This is a genomic window from Ureibacillus endophyticus, from assembly GCF_003628435.1.
Taxonomy (GTDB): domain Bacteria; phylum Bacillota; class Bacilli; order Bacillales_A; family Planococcaceae; genus Ureibacillus; species Ureibacillus endophyticus.
This window is the reverse complement of sequence record NZ_RBZN01000028.1, coordinates 19,145-45,886: the sequence shown is the minus strand read 5'-3', so window position 1 is coordinate 45,886 and position 26,742 is coordinate 19,145. Positions and strand designations below refer to the sequence as shown.

At 36.0% G+C, this 26,742-nt stretch carries 27 protein-coding genes; 13 read left to right on the top strand and 14 right to left on the bottom strand.

The annotated features are described in order from the left end of the window. Positions 1-114: 114 nt before the first annotated feature. Complete coding sequence (locus tag D8M03_RS11635; RefSeq protein ID WP_121214951.1) at positions 115-264, bottom strand: DUF3006 family protein; 150 nt, start codon at positions 262-264, stop codon at positions 115-117. Between the two features lie 114 nt (positions 265-378). Beyond that, positions 379-1,881, bottom strand: a complete 1,503-nt coding sequence (locus tag D8M03_RS11630) for a coproporphyrinogen III oxidase (RefSeq protein ID WP_121214950.1) — start codon at positions 1,879-1,881, stop codon at positions 379-381. 232 nt (positions 1,882-2,113) lie between these two features. On the opposite strand from D8M03_RS11630, the gene D8M03_RS11625 reads away from it, so the two are divergent. Continuing rightward, entirely contained in the window at positions 2,114-2,515 is a 402-nt protein-coding gene (locus D8M03_RS11625; protein WP_121214949.1) for a hypothetical protein, read from the top strand. On the opposite strand, the gene D8M03_RS11620 is transcribed toward D8M03_RS11625, so the two are convergent. Then, entirely contained in the window at positions 2,512-2,856 is a 345-nt protein-coding gene (locus tag D8M03_RS11620; protein ID WP_121214948.1) for a YlbF/YmcA family competence regulator, read from the bottom strand. The genes D8M03_RS11625 and D8M03_RS11620 overlap by 4 nt on opposite strands. Before the next feature lie 22 nt (positions 2,857-2,878). After that, a complete protein-coding gene (locus tag D8M03_RS11615) occupies positions 2,879-4,024 on the bottom strand; it encodes a DUF445 domain-containing protein (protein WP_121214947.1) in 1,146 nt (381 codons plus the stop codon). 131 nt (positions 4,025-4,155) lie between these two features. Between D8M03_RS11615 and D8M03_RS11610 the strand changes: the two genes are divergently transcribed. The 3 genes from D8M03_RS11610 to D8M03_RS11600 all read left to right on the top strand — a co-directional run bounded on the left by D8M03_RS11610 (position 4,156) and on the right by D8M03_RS11600 (position 7,053). After that, positions 4,156-4,365: a YheE family protein gene (locus D8M03_RS11610; RefSeq protein WP_121214946.1), complete on the top strand. Its 210-nt coding sequence runs from the start codon at positions 4,156-4,158 to the stop codon at positions 4,363-4,365. A 380-nt stretch (positions 4,366-4,745) separates the two neighbouring features. Further along, positions 4,746-6,074: a hemolysin family protein gene (locus D8M03_RS11605; protein ID WP_211330911.1), complete on the top strand. Its 1,329-nt coding sequence runs from the start codon at positions 4,746-4,748 to the stop codon at positions 6,072-6,074. 79 nt (positions 6,075-6,153) lie between these two features. Continuing rightward, on the top strand, positions 6,154-7,053 hold the full coding sequence (locus D8M03_RS11600) for a cation diffusion facilitator family transporter (protein ID WP_121214945.1): 900 nt from the start codon (positions 6,154-6,156) through the stop codon (positions 7,051-7,053). Between the two features lie 33 nt (positions 7,054-7,086). On the opposite strand, the gene D8M03_RS11595 is transcribed toward D8M03_RS11600, so the two are convergent. From D8M03_RS11595 to D8M03_RS11585, 3 genes are all read right to left on the bottom strand, one after another. Then, positions 7,087-8,376: a glycosyltransferase family 2 protein gene (locus tag D8M03_RS11595; RefSeq protein WP_414674160.1), complete on the bottom strand. Its 1,290-nt coding sequence runs from the start codon at positions 8,374-8,376 to the stop codon at positions 7,087-7,089. A gap of 192 nt (positions 8,377-8,568) precedes the next feature. Then, entirely contained in the window at positions 8,569-9,219 is a 651-nt protein-coding gene (locus tag D8M03_RS11590; RefSeq protein ID WP_121214944.1) for a response regulator, read from the bottom strand. Between the two features lie 10 nt (positions 9,220-9,229). Beyond that, a complete protein-coding gene (locus D8M03_RS11585) occupies positions 9,230-10,339 on the bottom strand; it encodes a GAF domain-containing sensor histidine kinase (protein ID WP_414674159.1) in 1,110 nt (369 codons plus the stop codon). A gap of 228 nt (positions 10,340-10,567) precedes the next feature. Here D8M03_RS11585 and D8M03_RS11580 point away from each other — a divergent pair, with 228 nt between their 5' ends. From D8M03_RS11580 to D8M03_RS11570, 3 genes are all read left to right on the top strand, one after another. Next, positions 10,568-10,993, top strand: a complete 426-nt coding sequence (locus tag D8M03_RS11580) for a disulfide oxidoreductase (protein ID WP_121214942.1) — start codon at positions 10,568-10,570, stop codon at positions 10,991-10,993. 1 nt (position 10,994) lies between these two features. After that, a complete protein-coding gene (locus tag D8M03_RS11575) occupies positions 10,995-11,468 on the top strand; it encodes a thioredoxin family protein (RefSeq protein WP_121214941.1) in 474 nt (157 codons plus the stop codon). A 90-nt stretch (positions 11,469-11,558) separates the two neighbouring features. After that, the gene (locus D8M03_RS11570) at positions 11,559-12,395 is read left to right on the top strand and encodes an RluA family pseudouridine synthase (protein WP_121214940.1); all 837 of its coding nucleotides are present in this window, start codon (positions 11,559-11,561) and stop codon (positions 12,393-12,395) included. A gap of 722 nt (positions 12,396-13,117) precedes the next feature. Here the strand turns inward: D8M03_RS11570 and D8M03_RS11555 are convergent. Beyond that, a complete protein-coding gene (locus D8M03_RS11555) occupies positions 13,118-13,951 on the bottom strand; it encodes an aldo/keto reductase (RefSeq protein ID WP_121214937.1) in 834 nt (277 codons plus the stop codon). Between the two features lie 204 nt (positions 13,952-14,155). Here D8M03_RS11555 and D8M03_RS11550 point away from each other — a divergent pair, with 204 nt between their 5' ends. Beyond that, entirely contained in the window at positions 14,156-15,769 is a 1,614-nt protein-coding gene (locus D8M03_RS11550) for a long-chain fatty acid--CoA ligase (RefSeq protein WP_121214936.1), read from the top strand. 46 nt (positions 15,770-15,815) lie between these two features. Here the strand turns inward: D8M03_RS11550 and D8M03_RS11545 are convergent, their stop codons facing one another. Beyond that, on the bottom strand, positions 15,816-16,010 hold the full coding sequence (locus tag D8M03_RS11545; RefSeq protein WP_121214935.1) for a hypothetical protein: 195 nt from the start codon (positions 16,008-16,010) through the stop codon (positions 15,816-15,818). A gap of 345 nt (positions 16,011-16,355) precedes the next feature. On the opposite strand from D8M03_RS11545, the gene D8M03_RS11540 reads away from it, so the two are divergent. Together D8M03_RS11540 and D8M03_RS11535 are read left to right on the top strand one after the other, a co-directional pair. Further along, the gene (locus tag D8M03_RS11540) at positions 16,356-17,243 is read left to right on the top strand and encodes a VOC family protein (RefSeq protein WP_121214934.1); all 888 of its coding nucleotides are present in this window, start codon (positions 16,356-16,358) and stop codon (positions 17,241-17,243) included. 70 nt (positions 17,244-17,313) lie between these two features. Next, on the top strand, positions 17,314-18,294 hold the full coding sequence (locus tag D8M03_RS11535; protein WP_121214933.1) for an NADPH:quinone reductase: 981 nt from the start codon (positions 17,314-17,316) through the stop codon (positions 18,292-18,294). 206 nt (positions 18,295-18,500) lie between these two features. Here D8M03_RS11535 and trmL read toward each other — a convergent pair whose 3' ends face one another. Together trmL and queG are read right to left on the bottom strand one after the other, a co-directional pair. Beyond that, entirely contained in the window at positions 18,501-18,974 is a 474-nt protein-coding gene (gene trmL / locus D8M03_RS11530; protein ID WP_121214932.1) for a tRNA (uridine(34)/cytosine(34)/5-carboxymethylaminomethyluridine(34)-2'-O)-methyltransferase TrmL, read from the bottom strand. 784 nt (positions 18,975-19,758) lie between these two features. Beyond that, a complete protein-coding gene (gene queG, locus D8M03_RS11525) occupies positions 19,759-20,889 on the bottom strand; it encodes a tRNA epoxyqueuosine(34) reductase QueG (RefSeq protein ID WP_121214931.1) in 1,131 nt (376 codons plus the stop codon). 83 nt (positions 20,890-20,972) lie between these two features. Here queG and D8M03_RS11520 point away from each other — a divergent pair, with 83 nt between their 5' ends. After that, positions 20,973-21,662: a B3/B4 domain-containing protein gene (locus tag D8M03_RS11520; protein ID WP_121214930.1), complete on the top strand. Its 690-nt coding sequence runs from the start codon at positions 20,973-20,975 to the stop codon at positions 21,660-21,662. A gap of 14 nt (positions 21,663-21,676) precedes the next feature. Further along, positions 21,677-22,192, top strand: coding sequence for a DIP1984 family protein (locus D8M03_RS11515; protein ID WP_121214929.1), 516 nt, complete (start codon positions 21,677-21,679; stop codon positions 22,190-22,192). A gap of 232 nt (positions 22,193-22,424) precedes the next feature. On the opposite strand, the gene D8M03_RS11510 is transcribed toward D8M03_RS11515, so the two are convergent. After that, positions 22,425-23,339: a S66 peptidase family protein gene (locus D8M03_RS11510; protein WP_121214928.1), complete on the bottom strand. Its 915-nt coding sequence runs from the start codon at positions 23,337-23,339 to the stop codon at positions 22,425-22,427. 155 nt (positions 23,340-23,494) lie between these two features. On the opposite strand from D8M03_RS11510, the gene D8M03_RS11505 reads away from it, so the two are divergent. Then, positions 23,495-24,379 carry a DMT family transporter gene (locus D8M03_RS11505; RefSeq protein ID WP_121214927.1) on the top strand — a complete coding sequence of 295 codons (885 nt, stop codon included), beginning with the start codon at positions 23,495-23,497 and terminating at the stop codon, positions 24,377-24,379. 59 nt (positions 24,380-24,438) lie between these two features. Here the strand turns inward: D8M03_RS11505 and D8M03_RS11500 are convergent, their stop codons facing one another. Further along, on the bottom strand, positions 24,439-25,155 hold the full coding sequence (locus D8M03_RS11500) for a hypothetical protein (protein WP_121214926.1): 717 nt from the start codon (positions 25,153-25,155) through the stop codon (positions 24,439-24,441). A gap of 63 nt (positions 25,156-25,218) precedes the next feature. After that, positions 25,219-26,613, bottom strand: a complete 1,395-nt coding sequence (locus D8M03_RS11495; RefSeq protein ID WP_121214925.1) for an S-layer homology domain-containing protein — start codon at positions 26,611-26,613, stop codon at positions 25,219-25,221. Between the last annotated feature and the right edge of the window lie 129 nt (positions 26,614-26,742).

Here is a 26,742-nt window from a genome sequence, read left to right as displayed (position 1 = left end):
AAAATATGGGCGCAACCTTTTCGGAATGTTTGTCAAGAGCGATTGTCCCCTCGTTCGGAGAGTACTTATCGCCCAATACCTTGTGTTTTTCAATTTTTCATAGAAGTTTTGACACTACCCATGAATTTGAACGATATCCCCTTCTTTTATAGGTGTAAGGATTTCAGAGCGATGAATTAAAAGTTGATCTGTTTCTTCTGGGCGCTTTAGAAAAATAGCATAATCCAATTCAAATCGATCTAACGTATATAAATTGGACTCCATTTATAAAAACTCCTTTCATACGGATTACCTGCATTAATCTGTATTTAATATAACCATTTCTCTTCATTGCATCCGAAATGAAAAAGCCGCTACATCTATGCAGCGACTTTTTGTTTAATTATATAAATCATTTAACATCTTTATTTTTTTCTCGATTGCTTCTTCAAAGGTCATAATATATGCAGCTGGATCTTTTGGGTTGTGGAATTGTGTAATCTTCCCTGTTTCTGGGTTTACAAATTTCGTTGAAGCGCCACACCCAATTCCTAGAATCGTTTGTACTTCTTCCATGATGACAATATTATAGATACTTTCTTCACCCGGTTTACAGTATCCCACGTTTTCTAAGTTACCTAATATATTTTTTTGACGGTATAAATAATAAGGTACATAGCCATTTTCGCGAGTCCAACTACTTGCCATATCCATCATTTTCGTAACCGTTTCACGATCCGCCACTTTATACTTGTCCTTATTATGAGTCATTTCTGACGCACGTTTAAATGACAATGTATGAACTGTTAAGGATTCCGGTTGCATTTTTGCCGATTCATCCAAGGAATGTTGGAACTCTTCTATCCCTTCGTTCGGTAGACCAATAATTAAATCCATATTAATATTGTTCATACCGGAATTTCGAGAAAGCCAAAACTTATCGATTGTTTCCTGTACAGTGTGATGACGACCGATTGCTTTTAAAGTCTCATCTGTATAACTTTGAGGATTTACTGAAATGCGATCAATTCCCCATTTCTTAAGAACAGCAATTTTCTCTGGTGTTATCGTATCAGGTCGGCCTGCTTCTACTGTAATTTCTCGGATGTTTTCAGGATTTGGGAAGGATTCAAACATCGTTTTATATAAAGCGTCCATTTCCTCTGCTTCAATCGATGTCGGAGTACCCCCACCCCAATAAACAGATGTAATGTTTATATTATTGTCTTTCAACCATTTACCCATTGCGCGGATTTCAATGTGTAATCCGTCAATAAAGGATTCTACTCTACCAGACTTTCGGTTACTTTGGATGGCATAGGCTGGGAAAGTACAGTATGCACATTTTGTTGGACAAAACGGAACCCCAATATAGACTGAAATCTCTTTACCTAGTTCATCTAAGTCAGGGATAGTCACTAATTGGCGTTCAACAATTTCTCGCATAAGGGCTATTTTCGAATCAGATATACGGAAGTCTTGTTTTAAAACTTCATAAATCTGTTCATCAGAAAACCCTTGTTTACGATACTTATGATATAACTTAGTTGGTCGCACCCCTGTTAAGATTCCCCAAGTTTGTGTCATTCCTGTATATTGCTCAAGAACATCTAACATAACATGGGAAAGTGCACGTTTCATTCGAATTGCCTGTTCTTTTTCCGTTCCAACTGAGTCATATTGAATTGAATAGTTACTGCTATATGATTGACCATCTGCAAGCATTTCACATGAAGTATTGATTGTATTAGTTTCATCTATTAAATGTTGAAAACGAAAAGATAGTTCAGCATCTGGAGCAGATACTACTATTTTCGAGTCTTCAAAAAATAAATTTGCTATATGATTTAACACACGATTCCAATCTTCTTTAAATTCTTCATTTACTTCGATTATTTTCATCGTAGACTCACTTTCCTCTTTATTTCAATCATTTTATTATAAAGCATTTTAATATCGAAACAATAGTAAATCACTACTACAGAAAACTACTATTCACACTTAGTACTATGGTAATGGTAAATACTGTAATTAATGTAATTCAAATTTACTATAAGTTCTAGATATATTGAATCAACTCATATATAATATATAATTATTAAATTTTCAAAAAGTTAATAGAGGGGGTAACTACATGGTACTTTTCAAGAAAATCCCATACAAAAAATTAGAAAGTGTTAGCTTCACATCAATCCTTCAACAGCTAAGCATCGATTTTCACTCAATTCCTGAAGCTAAGTGTGATGAAAGGACACTGTATATTACGATTTCTCTCTCCTATTATAGTAAAAAGTCAATTTGTGACCTCATTTTCTTACTGGATAGACCAACTCTTGCTGGAGCAATTTCTCTAAATGAACATTATGATCCGATTCGAAGATTTTTTATGGAACATTTCGACTATACCCTTTGTTATGAAGACGAAATACTCATTGCAAATACCTTTATGAAAACCAATCGTTTCAAAGAGATCTATACGAATTACACTTCAAATATAAAAAGACCACACGAGAGTATCGTGCGGTCTTCTTATTAAAGTCCGTCGTATAACGATTGAATTGGTTTAACTAAAATACGGTTAACTTCTTCAATAATTTTACTTAGAGCCATTTCAGCTTCTAACATAGCAATTATTTTTGGACTACCCTGTGCCAATTGTGCAGCTTTTTGTGCATACACTAACTCATCTTCTTGCAATTCCTCACCGTTCATTTGTTTTTGTTGCAATTTCATTTGGATATCACGGAAATTCGTAAAAAGTTTTGTCGCTTCTTCGTCAGCGCGAACTGCTTCAACAGCTTCCTTTAATGCAATAAACTCCGGAGTTTGACGTAGCGTTGCTTCTAACTTATTAATGTCATTGTAAATGTTAATCAAAAGGTTTACCCACTCTCATTTATTAATTTATTAAAAAAACAATCAACCCTTGAACAATTCCAATTACTCCACCTAAAACAGCACCAAGTATTGTAATCATTTGAAGTTCGCGGTTCGCAATACCAATAACAATCTCTTCTAACTTTTGCAATGGGAAAGAGTTGACTTGCTCTCGAACAACTTCTTCTAGGTTTAGACGAATTAACATTTGTTCTAGTTGTTTTTCTGCCTCAGCAAACCCTTTATCAACTAATTTTGGCAGCAACTCATTATTTGCATAGTCAATACCAGTCGGCCAATAATGATTTATCGTTTGGTTTAGTCTGCTTTCAATTGCAAGTTCTCTCTTAGCGTATGATTGTATGTTTGATAATATTGGTTCGAAATCAATATCTTTAAGAAAATTTATCGCAGGTTGTTGTTTAATTTTATCCCATTCATTAGAGAAAATGCTAATTAAAAGAATTTTTGTACCAGGAGCGTTAATGAATTTCACAAGTTCTCTCTGAAGTTTTGTTACTAGGGATGTTGAATCACCTAAGAACATTTGGACCATCCCACCAAATGACCCTTTTGAAACTAAAAAATCATCCATCATATTTTTAATGGTTGTTTCACCTTGGGGAGATAAAAAATATTCTTCCCCTCTTTGAAGTAAATAGGAAACAGCCTCTGGGATTTTCTTTTCAATTGCTTGATGCATTTCTTCAGGTAGAAGTTCATTAATTGTTGTGGAAGATAAAGTATTCTTTACATTTAAAAATTGGTTTTCTATTACTGTATCGATTTTAGTTTCAATTGTATTAGGCAAATGTCCAAATCCTGCAATTTGTAACCATTGTAATATCGTTTTATCATCAGTAAAAACAGTGCTTTGAACCTTTTTTTGTGCAAAATCCAACACAGAATTTCGCATTTCTTCAGTAAAGAGCTTTTTTTGAAAGACTTCCGGTGTTAATAAATATTTATTTACCGTTACTCCAATTTGTGTTGCAAGTTCTTCTCTTCTTTTTGGTATAAGCCCAGGTGTAAAAGGTAAACGCCAATTTTTAATGTAGATTGCATTATGTGGTCGGAATAGCATTTTGATTGCTAAATAGTTTGTAAATCCACCTATAGCAGCTCCAACCAATGCCATAAATATTATCGTGACTAGTGCATTTTCCATAAATAACCTCTCCGTCATTTAAACTTGTGTTTATTATATCAAAGTGGTGGAACTTAAAGATAATAATAGCCTTTCATACCTATTTTTAGTACGATTAACTAAAGCTATAGGTTTCAAAGGGGGATTTATGGATGATACAACATTTTCACTTCAAACCATTATTTGAAAATAGTCAGTTACCTGGATGGGTGATTACGTTTTACTACAAACAACAATATTATAAAGCAGAATATAATAAGGATGGGTCGATAAAATGGATTGGTATAAAACCATCCGAAGAAGAGTTAGTAGCAGTTGAAAAAATGATTCATGAATTAATGCTCTTTCATGTTTATGATTAATAAATAGAATATCAGGGAATTTTTCCAAGGTAATATGTACTCTTTGATTAAAAATATTTTTTTAGTGAACAATAATAACTAAAAACAATTACTAACACTGTAGTAGTGCTACGGCTCAATTTCAACTTTTAAGCAGTGACAGTAATAGTACTTAACAGCTCTTTTTCCTATTAATTTATAGATACTAATATTCTCTAAAATTCAAAATTTTCTCTTTTAAAATTTGTTTTCACAATTTGTATTTTTTCATAAAATATTTTATCATTGTATTATTACATTATTTTTATTTCACGGGAGGTGTACTCTTTGATCGCCCCCCTCATTTGGGCTTGCGACAAAGAACGTATTTGGACGTAGACATAGTAGAGTTAACCATTAAGTTGGCAGCATTTTTCTTGTTAATTGCTGCTACGGCATTTTTCGTTGCAACTGAGTTTGCAATCGTAAAGGTGAGATCAACACGAATTGATCAATTAGTTGCTGAAGGCAATAAAAAAGCAATAAAGGCTAAAAAAGTTATTTCAGATTTAGACGAATACCTATCTGCCTGTCAATTAGGGATTACAATTACAGCCCTTGGTTTAGGTTGGCTAGGTGAACCTACATTTGATATGATGTTACATCCTTTATTTGAAATGTGGAATTTTGATGCAAGAATTTCTTCACTTCTTTCTTTTGCTATTGCATTCTTACTTGTAACATATATACACGTTGTCGTAGGAGAATTAACACCAAAAACGTTTGCCATCGAAAAATCAGAAGAGCTTACTTTAAAACTTTCGGGGCCTTTAATTCTTTTCCATAACGTCATGTATCCGTTTATCAAACTTTTAAATGGATCTGCACGTGGTTTATCTGGATTATTCGGATATAAAATGGCTTCTGAATCTGAAGTTGCTCACTCTGAAGAAGAACTTCGTTTAATTTTAGCGGACAGTTATAAAGGTGGAGAAATTAACCACTCAGAATACGAATATGTAAACAGTATTTTCGAATTCTCTGACCGCACTGCGAAGGAAATTATGGTTCCTCGAACTGAGATTGTTAGTATCGAAAAAGATTTAACAGTTAAAGACGTGTTCGAAGTTATGGGTGTCGAACAATATACACGTTACCCTGTTATTGATGGAGACAAAGACCACGTAATAGGTTTAATTAACTTAAAGCATCTTTTAACTGCTTATATCCAAAATCCTGCAAACGGTAACAAACCCGTTGTAGACTATATGCAACCAATTATTCGAGTGTTTGAAACCGTGCCGATTAGTGATTTATTACTTAAGATTCAACAAGAACGAATTCACATGGCTATTCTAATGGACGAATACGGTGGTACATCAGGATTAGTTACAATAGAAGATATTATTGAAGAAATTGTCGGCGATATTCAAGACGAATTTGACGAAGACGAAATACCGGAAGTTCAAGAAATAAGCAACGGTCACTATATACTAGATGCAAAATTGTTAGTAGAAGAAGTAAACGATATGCTCGGTATTGAAATTACTGACGAAGACGTTGATACAATCGGTGGCTGGTTCTTAACGCAACGCTTCGATGCTGTCGAAGGTGATAGCTATGACTTCCAAGGATATGAATTTAAAATTAAAGAATCGGATGGTCACCATATCCTTTATCTTGAAGTAACCAAACTACCTGAAGAAGAAAAAACGTCAGAAGAAGACACTGAAGGTAACGAACAGAATTAAACATACTTAATACAAACGACTTTCCATTATATGGGGAGTCGTTTTATCATGGGTTAAAGTTTTGCTTGGAGGAAACAAAGTGGAGTTATATACAAATTTACGAGCAGGGGAAAAAGGTGCTTGGTTATCAATTGGAACCTATATCCTTCTCAGCGCTATCAAACTAGCAATTGGACATTTCGGATCTTCAGAAGCATTAAAAGCAGATGGTCTGAATAATACAACAGATATCATTGCATCTGTAGCTGTATTAATTGGCTTAAGAATTTCTCAACGACCACCTGATTTAAATCACCAATATGGGCACTTAAGAGCAGAAACGATTGCTTCAGTTATTGCATCCTTTATCATGATGGTTGTTGGTTTGCAAGTACTCCTAAACTCAATTAAGCATTTGTTGAATCCTATTAAAGAAACGCCCTCCATCTTAACAGCGGTTGTTGCAATGGGTAGTGCAGTTGTAATGTATGGAGTATATCGATATAATCTTTCCTTAGCCCAAAAAATTAATAGCACTGCCGTAAAAGCCGCTGCTTATGATAATCGTTCAGATGCTCTTGTAAGTATAGGTACTGCTATTGGTATTTTCGGTGCGATAATCGGATTCCCAATCGTCGATACTTTTACTGCTTTAATTGTCGGTATCATCATTATTAAAACGGCTATTGAAATTTTTTGGGAAGCTGTACATACGTTGACGGATGGATTTGATATTGAAGAAGCTGAGACTTTATCAGTTTTAATTCGTAATGTTGACGGGGTAATTAGTTTATTGGATTTTAAAGGTCGTACTCATGGGAATATGAGTTTTATAGATGTAACGGTCACTGTAAATCCCCATTTAAATGTTTGGGAAAGTCATCGAATTACAGAGAAAATCGAATCAACAATCAAACAATCCAATCCTTTTTGTAGGGTACATGTTCATATCGAACCCCACGAAACTCCTAAGCCAACTGAAGAAGATTACCATTTCTAAATAAAAGTGCCGATTCTAAAGAATAGGCACTTTTTATTTCCATACTCTCTTCAATTTAAATACCTCTTCAATATAACCATATAAGGAGATTGGAGATAAAATAAATTGGTATGTTAAAACATATAAAATAAATCCCATTTTATTTTTTCGAATGCGGAGATTTAAATGCTTAAATACATTTTTCTGGTACTTATACAATATATAACTTTGCAGAAGAGCTAAAGGTAAAACTAGTAATGTCATTGGACCTGCTATCCATGTGATTCCGAAAAAGGCTAATATAAGACCTGGAATCCAAGCTAAAGAATAGACAATATCGATATACGGCATGAGTAAATTTAAAAATGTTGCATACCTTGGGAAACGATTCGGTTGTTGCCAAGGTTTAATTTGTTTTAATGCTTCAATCATTCCCCTTGCCCATCTGGAGCGTTGTCGCTGAAAATGTTTGAAAGTTTCTGGCACGTCCGTAAAAGCAACAGCTAACGGTTCAAAGTACACTTTATACCCTTTACCTAATAAAAGCCATGTTACAACAATATCTTCTCCAATTACATCTGGAAAACCACCGATATCAACTAGATTCTTTGTTCTAAAAATGGAAAATGCCCCTTGTGCTACTAATGTTCCTTGATACATCCCTTGCATTCTCTTAACAGAAGCAATTCCTAGGAAATATTCCCACTCCTGCAATTTCGTCCAAAAATTTTTACGACCATTTCGAACTAATATTGCTCCCGCCGTTGCAACGACATCGTCAGGTGCAGTTAGTTGTCTTGAAACAATATACCTTAACGATCCCGGCATTAATATTGTATCTGCATCGAGGATAATGGTATAGGGCGTATCCACCAATTTTAAAGCACTGTTTAAAGCATGATGTTTTCCCTTTTTTGATTCATGGATGACACGGATATCCATCTTAAATTTTTTTGCAAACTGTTGAGCATATTCAGCTGTTCGGTCCGTTGAATTATTATCAATAACAATTACTTTAATCTCACCAAGATAAAATTGTTTATATATATATTGCAAAGTCGTTCTAATATTTTTTTCCTCGTTATAGCAAGCTATTAATATAGTAATCGGTACAGTAGGATTCGATACTTTAAATTTTGGTTGACGGTCTAATAGAAGACTAATCACATTAAAGGCATTGATGTACCCCGGGATATAAGCAATTCCTCCAATAATAAATAGCGCAACAGGTAATGTAACAATTAGTGATAGTTCGTGTACCCAATTTAATGAAAGATAAATGGATAACAATAACCAAATAAGCGCACCGGAATGGGCTATTTTCAACTTTTTTAGTAAAGGGATGTATCCATCTGATTCCCTTTTAAACTTTCCCTTTAATTTATTTTTTGAGGAGGGTGCCTTTAAAATCAACCTAGTGTCCCCCTTTTCAACTTTTACACTATGAGGATACTATTAAGTATGTAAAAAAACAATAAAGATGCAAAAAAAACGCAAGAACCTTAAAAAATACTATTCTTGCGTAAAAATATGCTTTTATCTATCTGAACTTCCATCTGTTAAATTATGTTTTACTGCATAAAGTGCTGCTTGTGTCCGATCTTGGACTTCCAATTTTGTGAAGATATTTGAAATATGTGTTTTTACCGTTTTTTCAGTTACAAATAAGGATGCTGCAATTTCACGGTTACTTTTCCCCTTTGTTAACTCTGCTAAAACGTCTTGTTCTCTTGGCGTTAAAGGATTTTTTACGTGAGGTAAATTTTCTTCTTCTCGAAGTGTTTCTTCTAACTTTGAATTAGCTACAGGATGTAATATATTCTCTCCATTAATAATTTGACGAATCGAACTCACTAAATCATCAGGTTCTATATCTTTTAATTGATAACCAGCTGCCCCCGCCTCTAAAGCAGGCAATACGTGGTCTTTATCTGCAAAACTAGTAAGCATTAAAATGGAGATATCCGGCCATTGTTCTTTAATTTTTTTCGTTGCTTGAATACCATCCATTTCAGGCATCACTAAGTCCATTAAAACGATATCTGGTTGCAACGATTCAACAAGTTCAACCGCTTCTAATCCGTTTTTCGCTTCTCCTACTACTTCAATGTCTTTTTGTGTTTTTAAAAAAAACAATAAACCTCGTCGAACTACGTGATGATCATCTGCTATTAATACACGTATCATAATTTTCCCCCTAATAAGGTAAACGGATTAACAGTTCCGTCCCCTTACCTATTTCACTTACTATGTCCGCTGTTCCACCAACAGCATTGGCACGATCTTTTATGGATTGTAAACCGATTGAAGGAATGTTTAACTCGTTATCAATAATGAAACCTCTACCTTCGTCTTTAATTACAAGTAGAATATCAGTAGGTGTTACGTTCATATATAATGCCGCTTCCTGTACCCCAGCATGTTTTCGAACATTGTTTAATGCTTCTTGAGCGATACGGAATAATGTTTCTTCGATTCGAGATGGAAATTGAATTACACCAGAAACATGTACTGTTAAATTAATATTTAACATTTCAGCATAAGCTTTGATTGCTTCTATTAATCCACTTTCTAAACCTTTTGGACGCAATTGCCAGATAAGGGCACGCATCTCTGTCAGGGCTGATTGAGTAAGTTGTTGAATTTCCTTAAATGTTTCTTTAATTTCTTGTTGCTCGCTCATTTCAATTCCAGCTCTTGCAGTTAATGTAACCGAAAATAGTAATTGATTTACTGAATCATGTAAGTCTCGAGCAAGCCGATTTCGCTCCTGCACTAGTGCTATTTCTTGTTCCTGTTTCGTTAAATAAATTCGTTTGATAGCAGAACCCATTTGGAAAGCAACAGATTCAAGTAATTCTAATTCTTCATCAGAAAAACTAACTGTATTTGCCGAAGCGACATTCAATATTCCAAAACGTTCATCACCTGATTGTAAAGGAACTGTGGCATGATGGGTAATACCAGCAGGGTCCCCCACATTCGCTTCAAGAGCCGCTTCAATTCTCTGACATTCAATAATGTTAGAAGCTTTTTTCAATTCATTATTTCGATATCTTGAAACACACCAACAGCCACCAGTTTTCAAATGTTCACATTCATTATATTGAAGGGCTTCTGGTAAATTTTCATGGGCTACTAATTCAGCCTTACCTTTGTCATTTATAAAAAATATCCAACCAGTCTTAAAATTCGTACCATTTAAAAACTTACTTAAGGCACCATGTAACATAGGAATCATTTCGGTTTCTTCGTTTAATAGCTCAGCGATTTCTTTTAAAATTGTAATATTTGAGTTATCCTTCATAACCATTTACGTCACCTCGATTGCTAAGACTATAATATCATTGAAATCTTACGCTTAGAAAGAAACACGCTTGGACAATACAATAGTAAATTTGCTACTAGTTTCATTCGAATTAATAAGTCTTCAAATCAAATTATTTTAGAATAATAATCCAATATCATTTACATCTATTTATGAACACTCTATAATCATAACTGCAAGAGTAAACTTTACTTAGGAGAAAGCATTATGAATAAAAAACTAGAGAATAGTTTGCTATTTATTTGGCTTACGTCATTTGTAGCAACATTAGGTTCTTTATATTTTTCCGAAGTACGTGGCTATGAACCCTGTGAATTATGTTGGTACCAACGTATTTTAATGTATCCAATATTTTTAATGACGACCGTTGCATACATTCAAAAAAATGCTCGTATTGCTGTCACTACGGCAGTGTTTTCATGCATCGGTGGGTTGATTTCTCTATACCATTATGGAATACAAAAGCTAGATTTTTTATCTGAAAGTGCTCCAGCATGTGGTAGAGTGCCATGTACAGGTCAATACATCAATTATTTCGGTTTTATCACAATTCCATTTTTAGCTTTAGTTGCATTTATCTTAATTGCCATTACTAGTTTTTACATGATTAAAACCTTAAAGGAGGGTAAATAGCTTGAAAAAGTTAGGTATTATTGGAGCAGTTGTTGTTGTATTATTTATTGCTGTTATTTTATTAACGAACCTATCAAATAAGGATAAGTTGGCAAACAATCCGTACGACACAGATAATTTAAGACAGTCTACTATCGATTTATTAGATGACGAGAATTATCAAAACATCATTCTACCAGATGCATTAGAAGATAAAATTGCTTCTGGAGAACCTGTTGTAGCATACATGTTTAGTCCTGAATGTCCACACTGTAAAAAAATGACACCATCATTAATGCCGATTGCAGATGAATTTGGGGTTCAAATAGATCAGTTAAACATTTTAGAGTACGAACAAGGTTGGGATGACTACAACGTTGAAGCTACACCGACATTGATTTACTTTAATGAAGGAAAAGAAGTAAACCGTATTGTTGGAGACTACTCAAATGATACAAAAGTAATTTATGATTTCTTAGGACAAGTGGAAAAATAAAATTACTAGTACGATTAAGACAAGGTCGATGTTTCGACTTTGTCTTCTTTTTTAGCAATAATAATATCATTAATACATTTTGGAGGTAACATGTTTAAATATACAATTCCGCAAAGCAATTTAACCGTAGAACAATTGCTTCGAACAAAATGGCGCTTAGGAAAAAAGCTCGTTCATGAATTAAGAATGGCAAAAGCGGTTACTTATGAAGATGGCACTGCCGTGGTCTGGAATGATAAATTAGAAGCAGGAACGATCATTCAATTTACTTTTGAAATGCCAACATCCAACTATATTCCAACAGAGATTTGTGAAGTGAAAATTTGCTATGAGGACGATCATTGTTTAATCGTCTCAAAACCTAAAGGAATGGCAACTCATCCTAATGATGAACACGATACAGATACTTGTATGAACCATGTGATGGCGCATATAAAAGCAAACGGTGGCGATTATGCAGAGCACGTTCATCGATTAGATCGCGGAACAAAAGGTTTATTGCTGGTTGCAAAGCATCCGATTGCAAAATCCATATTCGACCGAATGATTGAGGAAAAGTCGATTATTCGTATGTACAGTGCAGAGGTTCAGGGGAATATTCGCCAAGAAAGTGGTACAATCAATGCATCGATTGGAAAAGACCGTCACCACGCAACGAGACGTGTCGTTTCCAAATCAGGACAACATGCCATCACTCATTTTGAAGTGGTAAAACGTTTTAAAAATACTTGTATTGTTCATTTAATTTTAGAAACAGGACGAACACACCAAATCCGTGTTCACATGGCACACATCGGTCATCCGATTGTTGGAGACACTATGTATAACGCTAGAAAAACTGCTTCTGGCGATTATGAACTCCACGCCATCCAACTGGAATTTGAGCATCCTTTCTTGAATGAGAAAATTATTGTGAAGGATGAATAGCTAAAATTGAACCGGCACTCGTGATTGAGTGCCGGTTTGTTTTTTGTTCTGGACGAGCTGCTTGTCGCCGGTCTCCAGTTTTTTCGCAGCTGATTAAGCCGCCTCCGCTTTTCTATTGTCCAGCTACGCGCGTTAGCTCCTCGGCAACTTCAGAATCGTCTTCAAGGGCAAAAAGCGCCCTTTTGCCGATTCTTCCAGTTGCTTTCAGAGCTGAACGAACGCGCTCCGCTTTTCTTATTTGTCCAGCTACGCGCGTTAGCCGTTCGGAAACTTCGACATCCTCCTGCGTGTGCGAGCACACTTCTCGGATGTCTCCAGTTTCTTTCACGGCTAATCGAACGCGCTCCGCTTTTCTACTGTCCAGCTGCGGCGGCTTGGCTCTCGCGTCGCTTCAACTTCTCCTACGAAGGCAAAGAGCGCCTTCTTGTCGAAGTCTCCAGCGCGTGTCGAGCCTGGACGAGCCGCCTCCGCTTTTCTTATTTGTCCAGCTCTGCGCGTTAGCTCCTCGGCAACTTCAGAATCGTCTTCAAGGGCAAAAAGCGCCCTTTTGCCGATTCTTCCAGTTGCTGTCGGAGCTGAACGAACGCGCTCCGCTTTTCTTATTTGTCCAGCTACGCGCGTTAGCCGTTCGGAAACTTCGACATCCTCCTGCGTGTGCGAGCACACTTCTCGGATGTCTCCAGTTTCTTTCACGGCTAATCGAACGCGCTCCGCTTTTCTAATTAAAAATCAAAGTGGAAGTTATCCGGATCTTTTCCTACGCGTTCGTTTTTATTAACGTTGTTGATGCGTGCGATTTGGTCGTCAGTTAGTTCAAAGTCAAAGATTGAGATGTTTTCTTCGATGCGACTGAGTGTTACTGATTTTGGGATGGTGATAACGTCATTTTGATAGTGCCAACGTAAAATTACTTGGGCTTCTGTTTTACCTACTTCGGAAGCAATTTTTGAAATTGTTTCGTCTTTCAAAACTACTCCACGGCCAAGTGGTGACCAGGCTGTTACGGCAATGTTGTGTTCTTTGCAAAATGCCCGTAATTCTTCTTGAGATAAATATGGATGCAGTTCAACTTGATTCACCATTGGCATTACATTTGCTTTTGCAAATACCTTTTCTAAATGATGCGCGTGATGGTTTGAGACTCCTGGTACACGAATTAATTTCTCTTCATAGAGTCTTTCAATTGCTCGGTACGTATCAACAAATTTCCCTTCCACTGGCCAATGTGTTAAATATAAGTCCACATACTCAAGACCAAGTTTTTTCAAGGATGTTTCAAATGCTCTTAACGTTTCATCATAACCTTGGTCCGAGTTCCACACTTTTGTTGTTACAAAAATTTCTTCACGATTAATTCCTGAATTACGAATTGCTTCCCCTACTTCTGCTTCATTATAATAAAGTGCAGCTGTATCAATTGCGCGGTAGCCAATTTCAAGTGCCTTTGATATCGCTTGAAGGGTTTCTTCACGGTCTGTCATTTTATAAACACCTAGACCCATATACGGCATTTCTACTCCATTTGCTAATGTTTTTGATGGAATTCTTGTCACCATGCTCACTCCCCTAATTTATTATCTTTATTATACGATGAATTAAATCGCTCTTAAACGAAAGCGACTTTCAAATTAATAGTTTATCTTTCTACTAAAATTCTCCTATTTTTCTCCTCTAAATGGTTCTATTTTATATTACTTTTTAATATATAAGTATGAAGGACTTTTGTCTCTTTGGATATTATTTGGAGGAGCTGATTGCTAATGATGGAAACACCTTTATTATTAACAAGTTTTTTAAAAAGAGCTGAAAAGTATTTTCCAGAAAAACTGATTATTTCTAGGACAAGTGCTGAAACAATTCATCGCATCCCTTACAAAGATTATGTTAAACGAACAAGGAAATTAGCCGATGCCTTAACAAAACTTGGTATGAAGCGTGGTACAAAGGTTGGCTCTTTTGCATGGAACCACCATCGTCATCTTGAGGCATATTTTGCAGTTCCTTGCACAGGTGCAATTCTCCATATGATCAATATTCGTTTATCTCCAGAACATATTATCTATGTAATTAATCATGCAGAAGATGAAATTTTACTGATTGATGGTGATTTATTCCCATTATTTGAAAAAGCCATCCCGTTTTTAAAAACGGTCAAACATATTATTGTCATGCAAGATAATAAAGAAGTTCCAAAATCTAGTTTCCCAAATGTATATTCCTATGAGCAACTTTTAGAAGAAGCGCGTGACGACTTTAAATTCCCTGAAGATTTAGATGAAAACCTTCCTGCAGGTATGTGTTATACAAGTGCTACAACAGGTATGCCTAAAGGTGTTGTTTATTCCCACCGCGGTTTAGTGTTGCATAGTCTTGCCCTAGGGTTAGCAGATAGTATGGGGTTGAGAGAAAAAGATATCATTATGCCTGTCGTTCCAATGTTCCATGTGAATGCATGGGGAATGCCATTTGCAGCAGTTAATTATGGATCAACACAAGTTCTGCCTGGTCCTATGTTTAATGCTCCATTACTACTCGACTTAATAGAGCAAGAAAAAGTAACGGTAACAGCTGGTGTGCCAACGATTTGGCTGGGTGTTGCTCAAGAACAAGAGAAAAATCCACGAGACTTATCATCATTACGTGCTGTAGTTTGTGGTGGATCTGCATCGCCAAAAGGATTAATAAAAACCTTTGAAGAGAAATTTAATGTTCCATTCATTGTTGGATATGGAATGACTGAGACAACGCCAATTGTTAGTTTATCTAACTACACTTCAGCAATTGAAGAATGGACTCCCGAGGAAAAGTTAGACACTCGCGCTACACAAGGTTTACCTGTTCCTCTTTTAAACACTGAAGTTGTCAATGAAAATGGTGAGGTTCCTTGGGATGGCAAAACAATGGGCGAACTACGTATTCAAGGCCCCTGGATTGCCGATGAATATTATAAAGATGAACGTACAGCAGAAGCATTCCGTGATGGATGGTTATACACAGGAGATATTGCCGTGGTAACACCAGAAGGATATATCAAAATTACTGACCGTACAAAAGACTTAATTAAAAGTGGTGGTGAATGGATTTCTTCTGTTGATTTAGAGAATGCATTGATGACCCATGAAGCAGTCTTTGAAGCAGCAGTTATTGCAATACCTCACGAAAAATGGCAAGAACGTCCATTAGCCTGTGTCGTTTTGAAAGAAGGAAAAGATGTAACGAAGGATGAACTACTAGCATTTTTAGAAGGACAATTTGCAAAATGGTGGCTTCCAGATGATGTAGTCTTCCTTAATGAAATCCCTAAAACATCAGTTGGAAAATTCTTAAAAGCTAAATTACGAGAAGACTTAAAAGATTATAAAGTGAACGTATAAAAATTTTATGGCTAGTCCGATTTAGCTTTTCGGTCTAGCCTAATCTTTAATTTTTTCTAGTTAAACTTTGCTTCTCATCATTATCATTATCAAGTTCATCGAATTGAATTGGATCTGGAAAACGCAAATCATCTTCCAATTGCGACCCATCACGCATCCGTTCCATCTGCTTTCCAAGCCAAATTAAATCTCCCATATTATTTGTCATATGCCCGCTCGGTTCCATTTTTTCTCTCTCCATTTTCGTCAACCTCCTTCTTTTACTATTCCCAAATAATAAGATTTGAACCAACTTAGACACAAATTAATGTAGTAAAGTACTATTAATTGAGCTATACTGAAAAGAGAGTTTTATTACATGAGGAGGATTACTTCATGAATTTAATTTTAATTCTGGGTGTTGTTGTCGCTTTCGTTTGTGCAATTTTCACAGCAGGTTATGAAGGAAACTACAAATCAGAAAAATAATTTCACCCAAAAGGACTGATACATTGATATCAGTCCTTTTTAATTTGCTTGACTTTATATTGATATACAAAATATACTTAGTTACATAAAGTAAGTATATTAATTAAGGAGGCTACCTATGCCGACACATTTTCATAAAAAGCCAAATATGTATGTTTCACACGTTCAAATAAAAGTTTCAAACTTAGACCGTTCTATCGAGTATTACAAAGATATCATCGGTTTTGATGTACTAGTACAAGATGAAAAAACTGCAGTACTCACGTTTGACGGTAGAACTAGTATTTTATCTTTGGAACAAGTTGATAATGCTCAACCTCTAGCAGGTGGTCAAACTGGTCTTTATCACTTTGCAATTTTGCTTCCAACTCGAAAAGACTTAGGAAACTTCATTCAGCATATTGCACAAAAAAATGTACGAATTGGTGCGGGTGATCACCATGTTAGTGAAGCACTTTATTTATATGATCCAGATGGTAATGGAATTGAAGTTTATATCGACCGCCCAGAAGACGAATGGATTTGGTACGGAGATTCTACCGTTCATATGGTAACCGAACAATTAAATATTCAATCAATCATGGCAGACGGCGATGGTCAGTGGAACGGACTTCCTGAAGGTACTGTCATGGGACATATCCATTTGTCCGTATCAGATTTAGCGAATACTGAAAAGTTTTATACAGAAGCACTTGGTTTTGAAGTAGTATGCCGATTTGGTATGCAAGCATTATTTATTTCAACTGGTAAATACCATCACCACATCGGACTGAACACTTGGAATAGTGAAGGTGGTAAGAAAGCTCCTGCTAATAGTGTTGGCTTAAAATCCTTTACGTTAGTGTTAGATAATGCTGAACAAGCTGAACAGATTAAGAAAAACCTAACTGCTATGGGTGCGATTGTGGAACAATACGAAGGTGCACCTAAATTTGGTGGGGCTCAACTATTTTCAACGGAAGATCCATCAGGCATACGTATCATTTTCACATTAGAAGGTGAATAAAAAATTCATAGTAGACCTTCTAGCTATTGTGGTAAATAATTGAGGTACAAACAATCTTTAGGAGGTCACTATGAAAGCAATTCAAATGACAACATTTGGTGAACCAGATGTTTTAAAGTACAAAACAATAGAAGATCCAAAGCCAAGCAATAATGAAGTTTGCGTGAAATTATTTGCTGCCGGGGTAAACCCAAATGAAGCTTATGTACGAACAGGCACATATGCATTTCTAATCCCAGACCTCCCTTATACACCAGGGTTTGACGGAGCAGGGATAGTAGAGTCTGTTGGTGAAGACGTTACCCGTGTAAAAGTTGGCGACCGTGTATTTGTTGCTGCATTACTAGCACAGAAAAACACTGGTACCTATGCTGAAAAAGTAGTATGTGATGCTAGTGCAGTTCACTTATTACCAGAGTCTTTTAGTTTTGAACAAGGTGCTGCTTTAGGAATTCCTGCAGTTACTGCTTATCGTGCTATTTTTCAGAGAGCTAATATTAAACCCGGAGAAACAGTGTTAATTCATGGAGCAAGCGGTGGCGTTGGACTACTTGCTGTTCAAATGGCGAGTAGCATCGGGGCAACAGTGATTGGTACAGCATCAAGTGAAGAAGGTAAAAATCTAGTACTTCAAAGTGGAGCTCAATATGTTTGCAACCATGTAACAGAAGATACTATCGAAGAAATTTTAGCGTTAACGAATAGTACTGGTCCTGATGTGATTATTGAATTCTTAGCCAATGCAAATTTAGAAACGGATTTAAAAGTTATCGCACCATATGGCAGAATTGTGGTTATCGGAAATCGAGGCTCTATCGAAATTAATCCGAGAAATGCAATGGCAAAAGAATGTGATATTTTAGGTACAGCTGTTTTTAATATTCCTAAGAAACAATATGAGGAATGCTTAATCGGGGTTTCAGCTTTATTAAAGTCGGGTGTTCTTAATCCTCAAGTAGGAAGTCGTTTGCCTTTAAGTGAAGCTAAACAAGCTCATATTGATATTATGTCTAAGAAAGCTAAAGGAAAAATAGTTTTAGTAATCGATTAATTTTAAAAGGAGGTGTCCAAAAAGTAATAATTTTTTGGACACCTCTTTTCTTTCTTGATAAATATCTCTTATGAATTATTGTTCCTGCGGTGGTTGTCACCATCCTCGTCACAATAAAAATGCTCCTGCAGTAGTAGAAATAAATTTCCACTATCCTCATCGCAAAGGAGTTGTCTCAAAATGACTTTTCAGACAACTCCTTCATTTTATTTTAATCCAGGATAATTTTGTTGTCTTAATGCCTCATAGATAACGATTGCTGCTGTATTCGATAAGTTTAACGAACGGACTTTATCGCTTTGAGGAATTCGTAAACACATTTCTCGGCGTTCATAGGCAAAGCCCTTAGGTAATCCCGTAGTTTCTTTACCGAACATAAAATAAATATCCCGCTCTTGATCACTAAAATCATGGGTAGTAAACGGTTCATCACTATAGGTTTCGATTAAATAAACATCCCCATCCTTTGAATATTCAACGAAATCTTCAAGTGAATCGTGATAAACGACATTTACGTGCTCCCAATAATCAAGTCCCGCACGCTTTAGCATTTTATCATCCGTCGAAAACCCGAGTGGACGAATTAAATGTAATGATGTATTCGTACCAGCACAAGTTCGGGCAATGTTCCCCGTATTTGCTGGAATTTCTGGTTGATATAAAACGATATGCAATGGCATATGGTGACACTTCCTTATTGAATTTTGTTCGTTTGTGTTTCCGTTTTGTGCGGATAGAGTATTGTTTCGTTCGCATAAGCTGTTGATTGGTGCGGATACGCTTTTGTTTCGTTCGGATAAATTGGCTTTTCGTTCAGATAGCTTCAAGCTCGGTCAATGAAGGACACTCGAATTAATTTTCCCTCGCGTTTTGTCCTTCATCACGGGTATGAAGGTCACTACATTCTATTTTCTCGTGCGATTTGTCCTTCATCAACGCTATGAAGGTCATTCGAATTAATTTTCTCTCCCGTTTTGTCCTTCATCACGGCTATGAAGGTCACTACATTCAATTTTCTCGTGCGATTTGTCCTTCATCAACGCTATGAAGGCCATTCGAATTAATTTTCTCTCCCGTTTTGTCCTTCATCAACGCTATGAAGGTCACTCGAATTAATTTTCACACGCGATTTGTCCTTCATCTCGGCTATGAAAGTCACTACATTCAATTTTCTCTCACGTTTTGATCTTCATCACGGCTATGAAGGTCATTCGAATTAATTTTCTCTCCCGTTTTGTCCTTCATCACGCCTATGAAGGTCACTCGAATTAATTTTCACACGCGATTTGTCCTTCATCACGGCTATGAAGGTCATTCGAATTAATTTTCTCTCCCGTTTTGTCCTTCATCACGGCTATGAAGGACACTCGAATTAATTTTCCCTCGCGTTTTGTCCTTCATCAACGCTATGAAAGTCACTCGAATCAATTTTCACACCCGGTTTTGTCCTTCATCCCAAGATAACTAAACCTCCAACAACAAAAGCCCCTTCTCAATCTCCGCCAAAACATCGGAATCACTTTCCTTCTCACGCGCGGCAAGTAAAGCTTCTTCTGCTAATGGTCCACCGATTTTTCCGATTGCCCATGCAGCCGTTCCGCGCATGACAGGTCGTTCATCTTTTTTCAATATCTCAATTAAATCGGGTACCGCTGCTTCCTCTTTAAAATGCGCTAGAGCAATAATCGCATTTCGTTGAATCGGCTTTTTGCCACGCCATGAACCAGACATCGGACCGAATTTCGCCTTAAACTCTTTATTTGAAATATTTAGCAATGGCTGTAAAAGGGGCTTTGCCAATTCTGGGTCTGGTTTAAATTCATCATGAATCCAATTGATTTTCCCTTTATTTTTCGGACAAACTGTTTGACATGTATCGCAACCGTAAATTCGATTACCGATTTTTGCACGAAATTCATCCGGTAAAAAATCCTTCGTTTGCGTTAAAAAGGCTACACACCTTTTTGAGTTTAGCTGGCCTGCTTCAACCAGTGCACCTGTTGGACAAACATCTAAACATAAGCGGCAATCACCGCACTCATTTTCGATTGGATTATCGGGTTGGAATGGAATATTCGTAATCATTTCCCCTAAATAAACATACGAACCAAACTCAGGAGTAATAATCGAACAGTTTTTTCCGCTCCAGCCAATTCCAGCACGTTCAGCAACTGCGCGGTCTACCAACTCTCCTGTATCGACCATGGATTTTAGCGTAACATTTGGCACTCTTTCTCTTAACCATTCTTCAATTAATTGAAGTCGTTCGCGAACAGCTACATGATAGTCAATTCCCCATGATGCCCGTGCAAATATCCCGCGTCTTGCTCCTTTTTTCCCGGTAGGTGCCTCTTCCATTTTTGAAGGATAGGCTAAAGCTATCGCTATGATACTTTCCGCACCCTCTAAAAGACGATGGGGTTCCGTTCGCAATTCTATGTCGGACTCTTCAAAACCAGATTGATAGTTTAGCTCTTGCTGGCGTTTCAATCGGTTTTTTAACTCTTGAAAAGGAGAGGCATGGGTGAAACCAATTTTGTCGACACCGATTGACTTTGCATATTCAATTAAGTCTTTTTGCAATTGTGCAATCATTTCACTTTTCCACTCCTTGTCTGCTAAACTATATATTAACGTGCGCTTAAGATAGCGCAACTTTGAATAGTAGGTGATTTTCAATGAATATTTCATTAAATGATTCACTTCTAGAAATAAATGACCAATTAAAAATCGGCATTATCCATTATACCAAAATAGTCGTATCAGAATCTCCTCAAATGATAAAAGGACGAACACAACTTTATCAAGAAAACCTTTATTTAGAACTTCAAGAAACTCCTGTAACAGAACGCCCTGGCATTAATGAATGGCGTAAAGTATGGAAAGCTTTTGGAGCAGATCCAAATCGCTACCGTCATTCCGCAGAAAGTTTGATGCGTCGAATAGGAAAACAAAATTATCTAACACCTTTCCACTCAGCTGTTGATTTGAATAATTTCTTCTCCCTCCAATACGAAATTCCTATTGGTATCTATGATGTAGCCAAATTACAAGGGGCCATCGAAATCGCTTTAGGTGACGAAGAAACAGGCTACGAAGGTTTAAATGGCCGATACAATACATTAAAAAATATTCTATATAGTAAAGATGCAGAAGGTGCTTTCGGTAGTCCTTTTGTTGATTCTTTACGCACTGCTGTTACAGAATCTACAACAGAAGCCATTCAAATCTTTTATTTACGACCATCACTTGATGAAAACGAGTGTGAACAACTATTATCTACTGCTGGTAAAATGTTTACACAAATTAGTGGTGGTGATTATACTACAACCATTTTATCGAAAAATAAAACTGTTATTTCAATATAAGGGGATGTGGCAAAATGAAAAAGATTCCACTAGCTGAAGGGATTAAATTAAAAAGCATTCTATCAAAAAAGATACAAGAATTAATTAGTGAAATTCATTTAGTTGCTCACGCAGTTGTTGAAAAGGGAGAAAAACCAAATCCATCCGGAAGATCCCTTGCTGAAGTGGAAAAAGAACTTGCACAAGTCCGTAAAGATGCTAGACTCTTAGACAAGCTTATTTATCGTGCAAATATTGATAATACAGTAAATTTCAAAGGTGAAGAACTTCCAATTGTAGAAGCGATTGAATTAGCCTCACAATTACGTGCTGAGGCTAGTCTTGCGAAGGAGTTAGGAAGATCTGAAAAAGAAAGACTTTATCATAGTACAGGAGAAAGTGTCATCTTCTATCAAGTGGCAATGTATGACCCTGCTGAATATCGTGCCCGAGCAAATGAACTAGAAAAAGAGGCTCATAGATTGTCCAACTTGATTAACGCAAAAAATTATCAAGTTGAAATCGAATTTGATGATTCGAATTACTTCTAATTGAAAGAATCCTCGGGGCGGTGAGACTCCAAACCGAGGCATAACGTCTGTTTTTTGCCTGTCGTGCAATTTTAATTCGTCAACCGATTACCATTTACCTGTTACTTTGTTACCGATGACTAATAACCAACTATAGTAAAGGTACACAATATAACTTTTTAAATAGTAATCTTGATCCAACAGACGTTATGTAAAGAAGCCGCCTCTTAAATAGAAGCGGCTTCTTTTTTACTCATTCAACCCCAGGTAAGATACGTAACAGTTTTGTATCTGCATCTAAGATTGCATCTACTCCTAATGGTACTGCAATATTCGGTTCGCAATGGCCAATTTTATAGCCTGCTACTGCAGGTTTTCCAAGTGGTTTTAAATATTCTTCAAAAATTGCCCATACATCTTCAATACAAGCGCCTTTTTCTAACTCTGCAAAATCTCCGATGACAAAGCCTGCAGCCTGATCTAACTTCCGCGCAAGACGTAGTTGATTTAACATACCATCTATTTTTTGTAATGGTTCACCGATATCTTCAAACAACAGGATTTTACCTCTTGCATCAAATTCAAATTTTGTTCCCATTGTGCTCATTAATCGATGAAGATTTCCACCTGTCAGTTCACCACGTACTACTCCAGGCACGATGGTATGAAGAGAAGAAATTTTTTCATCATACTGAATTTCAAATGGTGTAAATAGTTGCTGAAACATTCTTTTCGAGAAATCCGATAGTTTTTTCTGTACAACTGATGAAAGCATCGGTCCATGGAAAGTTACAATATCTGAGTACTCCTGAAAGGCATTATGGAAATACGTTACGTCCGAAAATCCCCAGAAAATTTTAGGATTTTCATTTAGCAGCTGATAATCTATTTTGTCTGCGATTCGAGCTGCACCATAACCACCTCTAAGGCAGAAGATTGCTTTAATTTCCTTATCTTCAATCATCTCATGTAAATCTTCTATTCGTTCATCATCTGTTCCTGATAAATATTTTCCCGTCAGACCAACCGTTTTTCCAATTTTAACTTTGAGTCCGAGTTCTTCTAAAAAATCAATCTTTTCAGGGAGTGTTTCCATTGCAAGTGGACTGCATGGTGCAAGAACACCAACTGTATCCCCTGGTTGTAATCGTTTTGGACGAATTTTCATAGGTTATTCCCTCCAATATCTATAAAGATTGTATCATATTTAGCTTCCAAAATCTGAATAGTGTGTTGAACTAGCAATTGCTATATAGCTATAATGGATACATTATGGAAAAATAAGCGCGTTTTCTACACGCAAAATTATAAAGGAGTTTATTCATGAAATTCCCACCACATATACTATTAATTTTAGCAACATTACTTTGGGGAGGAAATTTTGTTATTGGACGGGCCGTTACTGGAGAAATTCCGCCATTTACCCTCGCTTTTCTCAGATGGTGCGTAGCCTTTGTTATTTTCTTACCTATTGTATATAAGAACCTTAAAATTGACTGGCCAAAAATTAGGGCAAACTGGAAGATTGTTGTCATTCTTTCTTTAACAGGGGTAGCAGCATTTAATACGCTTGTTTATATAGGGGTATATTCAACTACTTCAATTAATGCTTCATTAATGAACTCGTTAACCCCTATTTTTATTTACATATTATCTTTTATTGTTTTAAAAATCCGCGTTACGAAACATCAAATGATTGGAACGATACTCTCCATTGTCGGCGTACTATTTATTTTATCAGGTGGTAAACTTTCTAATATTGTGAGTTTCACGTTCAATAAAGGCGATTTAATTATACTAGTAGCTGTGCTTTGCTGGAGCATTTACTCGTTACTTGTAAAACAATATTCTAATCAATTACCTGGATTCTCCACATTTTTAGTGACAATTGCTGTGGGGGCAATGATTCTTTTACCTTTCACTATTTATGAATTACTAACATTAGAGAATCCTATTATTTGGTCTCCAAAAACAATTGGTGCTATTTTTTATGTTGGAATTTTTGCTTCTATTATTGCTTTTTTAAGTTGGAATACCGGTGTAGTGAAGATTGGAGCTAACCGCGCAAGTATTTTCTTAAATTTCATCCCAGTGTTTGCAACAATATTTGCTACTATCTTTTTAGGGGAACAACTTCAAATTGCTCAAGTAATTGGTGGATTAGCAGTCATTAGTGGAGTAATTCTTACAAATCGTTCTAAAATCTAAGGGACGTTTCAAAAAACTTTGAAACGCCCCTTTTTTATATGATTAACAGTTGGTAGCCGTTAATAACTAAAATTAATAATTTGATTGTCGATACTTATCGCTAAATTCTTTAGTTGCTCAAATGAAATACCACTGGAGGCTAAAACAAATAGCATTTTGTTTCGTTGCCAAATAATATAGGTTTCTTCATTTATATTGTTTGAGCTTTGATAGCTATATACATCTGCAAGGATATTGTTAATTTTAATAGATTCTTTTTTTGTCCCTATAATAGTTGGTGAATTCACTGGGTTTGTTACAATTGATAAAAATGCCGCACCATTCTCAAACGGTGCAAAGGCTTTTATTAAAAATTCCTTTTCACCATACTTATTTACTCTAATATTATTTACAGTTGATCCTAGTTGAGGAACAGGAAAACCGACAAATTGATTTAGTTCTGCCGTATATCCTTCAAAAATTTTTAAGTCCTGCAATTCTTTATTAAATGGACCATCTTCACCATAAGCAATCGTTCCTAAATTTAATGTAGATGGGACAAAGTGATTCCTCTGAACATCCTCATAAGTTCCTGTGTACATAAAACTTAGCCCTGGTATTTTTGTTATCATATTGGCCATTGTAGGGGAAGAAAAACTACATATACCAACACTTACGATGATTATCCCTAGGAGTGTAATCGAATGAAACCATCGCCAATTCCTTTTGTTCTTTAACCTTGAAGATCCCCCCTCCCCTTTTTCTAAAGAGGACAATCCATCTTTATCTTTTCTCATATTAATCCTTCCCTTTTCGAATATGTATAAGTGCTTCTACGTTTAATAGAAGCACTTATTTTATTATTGAGCCACGTTATGAACTCGCCAACCTTCCCCTGTAACAAAGTGTAGTTCAACTTTGTTTATTTCATATTCATCAAAATCAGCAATTGGAACTTTTACCTCAAATACTTTTGAAGTTGTAGTGCTTTTCACTATTTTAGCTGTAGCCTTTTCCCAGTTAAGAAGACTTCCACCGTCTGCATTTGGTTGAGCTAGTTTACCATTATGAGTAATGAAACCAAGGTCTTTAAATAATTTTGCAGTTTGTTCTGGAGAATACCATTTTCCTAAGTAGTTTAATAGTTTTTCTTCAGAATCAAGCGTTTCACCCATATAGCGGTACTCTAAATCACCAACCATGAAGTTTTCTAGATTTCTAGGACCTTCACCACCAGAAACGACATACCAGTAAGCTTTATTTGCACCTGAGACAAGTTCTACTGCCTCTTTCGAAGTAACAATCGAATCATCTTCTTTTAAATGTGGCGTCTTCCCAATTGAAGTAATTTTGAAATCCATGTATCCTTTTTTAGAAACTAAGAAATACAGCTTATTTTCCCCTTCTTTAAGGAAATCTTGCTCTACATCATTTAGTGATGCGTTTAATGTTACAGAAAACTCGGTAACGCCGTTTAATCTTGCAACTTCTTTAAGTTCAACTAATTCAATTTCCTTAATGGCCTTACTTAAATTTGAAAGGTCTATGTTACCTTTTAAGTCTAGTAAACTTGGTATACCTAGTGGATTTTTCGATACATAATCAAACAGTTTAATAACTGGATTTACATTCATTGGAATATTGTATTGGTTTGGTAAAAAGTCAGGGTTCAATGCACGAGCCATGAATACAGAAAATTGATCTCTTGTAACCTTTGCTTTTGGTTTAAAAGTACCATCTGCAGATCCAGTTGTAATATCATTTTCAGCTAAAATCGAAATCGCTTTGTAACTCTTAGACGTCTTAGGAACATCTTTAAATTCCTTTGTTCCTGCACCTTCTAATTTAAATGCATTCACAAGAACCTCTGCCATTAATTCTCTCGTCATAGGCTCATTTGGTTTAAATTCTTTACTTGGTGGGAAAATTCCAGCTTCCACAACGGCCGCAATTTCTTTATATGAAGAATGAGTTTTTGGTACATCTTTAAATGTCACCTTAATGTTTTTTGTATTTAAATTTAGCGCTCTTACTAACATCACTGCTGCTTGTGCCTTTGTAATCGTTTTGCCAGGTAAGAAAGTGCCATCTGGATATCCTTTAATGATTTGCTGGTCAACTAAATATTCAATCTCATGCTGTGCCCAATAATCTTCTTTTAAATCCTTAAAAGACGCAGCAGAAGCGATGCTGCTTGTAAACAAAATACTTCCAGTAATTGCAGTTACAACTAACAATTTACTAAACTTCTTCAAATTAAAAATCCTCCTAATTTGTCAGTTAAATTCAAATCAACCATTAGACGGAGATAAAACGGAAAAGGTGACAAAAAATAAAAAGAAAATTTTTAAAAAAATTTAGCAGACTTTTTTTCGTCTAGGAGC

Coding starts and splice junctions, on each gene's coding strand:
- D8M03_RS11610 (WP_121214946.1), top strand. CDS start 4,156: ATGATACAACATTTTCACTTCAAACCATTATTTGAAAATAGTCAGTTA.
- D8M03_RS11500 (WP_121214926.1), bottom strand. CDS start 25,155: ATGAGAAAAGATAAAGATGGATTGTCCTCTTTAGAAAAAGGGGAGGGG.
- D8M03_RS11625 (WP_121214949.1), top strand. CDS start 2,114: ATGGTACTTTTCAAGAAAATCCCATACAAAAAATTAGAAAGTGTTAGC.
- D8M03_RS11590 (WP_121214944.1), bottom strand. CDS start 9,219: ATGATACGTGTATTAATAGCAGATGATCATCACGTAGTTCGACGAGGT.
- queG (WP_121214931.1), bottom strand. CDS start 20,889: ATGATTGCACAATTGCAAAAAGACTTAATTGAATATGCAAAGTCAATC.
- D8M03_RS11535 (WP_121214933.1), top strand. CDS start 17,314: ATGAAAGCAATTCAAATGACAACATTTGGTGAACCAGATGTTTTAAAG.
- D8M03_RS11515 (WP_121214929.1), top strand. CDS start 21,677: ATGAAAAAGATTCCACTAGCTGAAGGGATTAAATTAAAAAGCATTCTA.
- D8M03_RS11555 (WP_121214937.1), bottom strand. CDS start 13,951: ATGGTGACAAGAATTCCATCAAAAACATTAGCAAATGGAGTAGAAATG.
- D8M03_RS11585 (WP_414674159.1), bottom strand. CDS start 10,339: ATGAAGGATAACTCAAATATTACAATTTTAAAAGAAATCGCTGAGCTA.
- D8M03_RS11550 (WP_121214936.1), top strand. CDS start 14,156: ATGATGGAAACACCTTTATTATTAACAAGTTTTTTAAAAAGAGCTGAA.
- D8M03_RS11505 (WP_121214927.1), top strand. CDS start 23,495: ATGAAATTCCCACCACATATACTATTAATTTTAGCAACATTACTTTGG.
- D8M03_RS11545 (WP_121214935.1), bottom strand. CDS start 16,010: ATGGAGAGAGAAAAAATGGAACCGAGCGGGCATATGACAAATAATATG.
- D8M03_RS11540 (WP_121214934.1), top strand. CDS start 16,356: ATGCCGACACATTTTCATAAAAAGCCAAATATGTATGTTTCACACGTT.
- D8M03_RS11630 (WP_121214950.1), bottom strand. CDS start 1,881: ATGAAAATAATCGAAGTAAATGAAGAATTTAAAGAAGATTGGAATCGT.
- D8M03_RS11635 (WP_121214951.1), bottom strand. CDS start 264: ATGGAGTCCAATTTATATACGTTAGATCGATTTGAATTGGATTATGCT.
- D8M03_RS11520 (WP_121214930.1), top strand. CDS start 20,973: ATGAATATTTCATTAAATGATTCACTTCTAGAAATAAATGACCAATTA.
- D8M03_RS11580 (WP_121214942.1), top strand. CDS start 10,568: ATGAATAAAAAACTAGAGAATAGTTTGCTATTTATTTGGCTTACGTCA.
- trmL (WP_121214932.1), bottom strand. CDS start 18,974: ATGCCATTGCATATCGTTTTATATCAACCAGAAATTCCAGCAAATACG.
- D8M03_RS11570 (WP_121214940.1), top strand. CDS start 11,559: ATGTTTAAATATACAATTCCGCAAAGCAATTTAACCGTAGAACAATTG.
- D8M03_RS11615 (WP_121214947.1), bottom strand. CDS start 4,024: ATGGAAAATGCACTAGTCACGATAATATTTATGGCATTGGTTGGAGCT.
- D8M03_RS11510 (WP_121214928.1), bottom strand. CDS start 23,339: ATGAAAATTCGTCCAAAACGATTACAACCAGGGGATACAGTTGGTGTT.